This is a genomic window from Acinetobacter sp. RF14B (genome assembly GCF_006864105.1).
Classification (GTDB): domain Bacteria; phylum Pseudomonadota; class Gammaproteobacteria; order Pseudomonadales; family Moraxellaceae; genus Acinetobacter; species Acinetobacter lwoffii_C.
In genome coordinates this window covers 1-3554 of record NZ_SMTB01000149.1, presented here as the reverse complement: position 1 = coordinate 3554, position 3554 = coordinate 1, and the positions used below count along the sequence as shown (strand labels likewise).

Annotated in this window: 3 protein-coding genes and 1 pseudogene; all 4 read left to right on the top strand. The window is 50.3% G+C overall.

The features are described from left to right. Window positions 1–774: UDP-N-acetylglucosamine--N-acetylmuramyl-(pentapeptide) pyrophosphoryl-undecaprenol N-acetylglucosamine transferase (locus E2K52_RS13835; RefSeq protein WP_151205600.1), on the top strand; the 774-nt coding region annotated here is incomplete at its 5' end. A gap of 12 nt (window positions 775–786) precedes the next feature. Beyond that, the gene (murC, locus tag E2K52_RS13830) at window positions 787–2235 is read left to right on the top strand and encodes a UDP-N-acetylmuramate--L-alanine ligase (RefSeq protein ID WP_151205599.1); all 1449 of its coding nucleotides are present in this window, start codon (window positions 787–789) and stop codon (window positions 2233–2235) included. A 58-nt stretch (window positions 2236–2293) separates the two neighbouring features. Then, the gene (locus E2K52_RS13825; RefSeq protein WP_151205598.1) at window positions 2294–3223 is read left to right on the top strand and encodes a D-alanine--D-alanine ligase; all 930 of its coding nucleotides are present in this window, start codon (window positions 2294–2296) and stop codon (window positions 3221–3223) included. Between the two features lie 3 nt (window positions 3224–3226). Continuing rightward, window positions 3227–3554, top strand: a pseudogene (locus E2K52_RS13820) (FtsQ-type POTRA domain-containing protein); the annotation flags it as partial.

Here is a 3554-nt window from a genome sequence, read left to right as displayed (position 1 = left end):
CCATCCCCACACCTCTTCCTCCCCCCTTCCCCTACACGACCCTCTCCCGATCTCATTCATGAACAGAATGCGGTCGCTGGCTTTACCAATACTCAATTATCGCGTGTGGCGAAAACTGTATGTCAGGCCTTTCCCGAGACTTTCCCGGCACAATCCAAAGTGGTAACCACAGGCAATCCGGTACGCAAGGAAATTACCGAAATTTTAAATCCGTCCTGGCGTTATCAGGAGCGGGAAAAAGCCGGTCAGCCGCTACGGATTCTGATTGTTGGCGGCTCTTTGGGGGCACAGGCCTTAAATGAGCGGGTACCCGAGGCCCTGAAACAGTTGCAGATGCCTCTAAATATCTATCATCAGTGTGGCCAGAATCAGGCCGAGGCGACCCGGGCACGTTATGCCGATGCACCGGCTCATCTGCAGGTTGACGTCCAGCCTTTTATTGAAGATATGGCGCAGGCCTATAGTGATGCCGACCTGATTATCTGCCGTGCGGGGGCCTTGACGGTAACGGAAATTGCAACTGCCGGTGTGGCGGCGATTTTTGTGCCATTACCAAGTGCCGTTGATGACCATCAAACTGCAAATGCAAAATTCCTGGCCAATCTGAACGCAGCTAAAATCTGTCCGCAGGCCAGTATGACGCCAGAAAGTTTAACAACCTTATTAGAGTCGATGCTGAACCGTCAGTTATTGATGGAGATGGCGGTCAAAGCACGTTGTCAGGCTCAACCCGATGCGACCCAACAGGTGGTCCGTTTAATTCAAGAATTGTAATCCGAGTAAATTATGTCTCCAACCACGCCAGCTGAACAAGCAAAGAAATTAATTAAAGTGCCGGAAATGCGCCGTATCAAACACATACATTTTGTGGGGATTGGCGGTGCAGGCATGTGCGGGATCGCGGAAGTACTCAAAAACCAGGGTTATAAAGTCTCCGGTTCAGATATTAAAGCGTCTAAAACCACCGCTCAGCTGGAAGAAAATGGCATCAAGGTCTATATCGGCCATACAGCGGACAATATCAAGGGTGCCAATGTCATCGTGGTGTCTACAGCGATTGACCAGGAAAACCCGGAAATCAAGGCGGCGATTGAAAATCGTATTCCGGTAGTGCGCCGTGCAGAAATGCTCGGTGAACTGATGCGTTACCGTCATGGGATTGCAGTCGCAGGTACCCATGGCAAAACCACCACCACCAGTCTGATTACCTGCATGCTGGCTGAAGAAAACATGGACCCGACCTATGTGATTGGCGGTCTGCTGAACCGTACGGGGGTCAATGCTGCTTTGGGTGCGAGCCGTTATATCGTGGCAGAAGCAGATGAGTCAGATGCTTCTTTCCTGCACCTGGAACCGATGGCAGCCGTTGTGACCAATATTGATGCCGACCATATGGATACGTATGGGGGCAGTTTCGATGTACTCAAAGATACCTTTATTCAGTTCCTGCAAAAGCTGCCATTTTATGGTCTGGCCGTGGTGTGTGGCGATGATGCCAATATCCGGGAAATCATGCCGCGTATTGCGCGTCCGGTGCTGACCTATGGTTTTAATGAAGATAACGACATTCGTGCAGTCAATGTCAATCAGGACGGGATGCGTACACATTTTACCGTGCTGCGTAAAGACCGTGAATCTTTAGACGTTACCGTCAATCAGCCCGGTCTGCATAATGTCTTGAATGCCTTGGCCGCGATTGGCATTGCAACGGACGAGGGAGTCTCTGATGCCGCAATTTGCCGTGCTTTGGAAGGGTTTAGTGGAGTTGGTCGGCGCTTCCAGGTGCAGGGTGCATTTGAGATCGACGGTGGTGATGTCCAGCTGGTCGATGACTATGGTCACCATCCCAAAGAGGTGGAAGCCACCATTAAAGCTGCACGTCAAAGCCACCCGGACCGCCGTCTGGTCATGATGTTCCAGCCGCACCGTTTTAGCCGTACCCGTGACTGCTTTGATGACTTTGTCGATGTATTGTCACAGGTCGATCAGCTGTTATTACTGGATGTCTATCCTGCCGGAGAAAAGCCGATTGTGGGGGCTGACAGTCGTGCCCTGGCGCGCAGTATCCGTTTACGCGGTGAAGTTGAACCAATTTTAATCGATACGGTTGAGGGGAATCTGAGTCAGGTGATGAACAAGGTCTTGCAAGCAAATGACTTGTTATTAACCCAAGGCGCAGGTAATGTGGGAGCCATCTCGCTCGAACTTGCCCAGAATCATTTATATGTAAAATAATCCGTCTGATGTGGCGAGATTGAATAGATCAGATTGAAAAAAGTTTAAGGATATAAACGTGTCAAATGCTTCAAAATTTGGAAAAGTAGCCGTATTGCTGGGTGGTAAATCTGCAGAGCGTGAGGTTTCTCTAGATAGTGGTACAGCTGTATTTGAGGCACTTGTGCGTTCAGGTGTTAATGCTGAGCGCTTTGATCCGCAGGAACGTAGCATCACAGAGCTGGTCAATTATGATCGTGCTTTTATTGTGCTGCATGGCCGCGGTGGTGAAGATGGTCAGATTCAGGGTGCGCTGGAATGGTTAAATGTGCCTTATACCGGCACAGGGGTGCAGGGTTCTGCCATCGGTATGGACAAGGTCAAGACCAAGCAGGTCTGGCAGGGTTCGGAGCTGCCGACCGCACCTTATCGTATTGTGACCAAAGACTCGGATCCTGAAGAAATTGTGGCAGCTTTGGGTCTGCCGCTGATTATCAAGCCGGTGCATGAAGGCTCCAGTATTGGCATGAGTAAGGTCGAAAAAATTGAAGACTTTAGCGAAGCTATTGTGAAAGCGACTGAGCACGATGCAGTGGTCATGGCAGAAAAGTGGATTACGGGACGTGAATTTACCATTGTTTTGCTCAATGGACAGTCTCTGCCAGTCATTCGCCTGCAGCCTCCTAAGGATGTGGCTTTTTACGACTATGAAACCAAATATAACCGCAATGATGTGGAGTATGGCATTCCGTGCGGCTTGACAGAAGCAGAAGAGCAGAACTTGCAGGTGCTGGCACTTCGTGCTTTTCAGGCAGTGGGTGCAAGCGGCTGGGGACGTATTGATGCGATGCAGGATGAACAAGGCAATTTCTGGTTGCTAGAGGTGAATACTGTCCCGGGCATGACCAGCCATTCTCTGGTGCCTAAAGCAGCAGCAGCAGTCGGCTACAGTTTTGATGAGCTCTGTGTCGCGATTCTGGAACAGACTTTAACCGGTACGGCATACTAGACTATGGCTCAACTTCCTGCATCCATGCGCCGTAAACGTGCTGCGATTACGTCAATTCACGATAAGCCACCAACGCCCAAAGAAAAGCTGACCAACTTCGGAGGCTGGGTATTCTTGTTGGTGGCATTGGTGGTCTTGGCTTGCGGGATTTTCGGGCTGTATAATGTAATGACCCATGCCGAAACTGCTGAACTGAAGGTGGCTGGCACCCGTTCAGCGGCTGAGGAACGCCAGGTCATGCAGCATATTGCGCCCTTGATGACCGAAAACTACTTTAGTTCAGATCTGGAGAAAATCCGTGATCAGGCCTTGGAACTATCTTGGGTCGATC

Bases quoted from the DNA above. Each gene is read 5' to 3' on its own strand.
- murC (WP_151205599.1), top strand. From the start codon at position 787: ATGTCTCCAACCACGCCAGCTGAACAAGCAAAGAAATTAATTAAAGTG.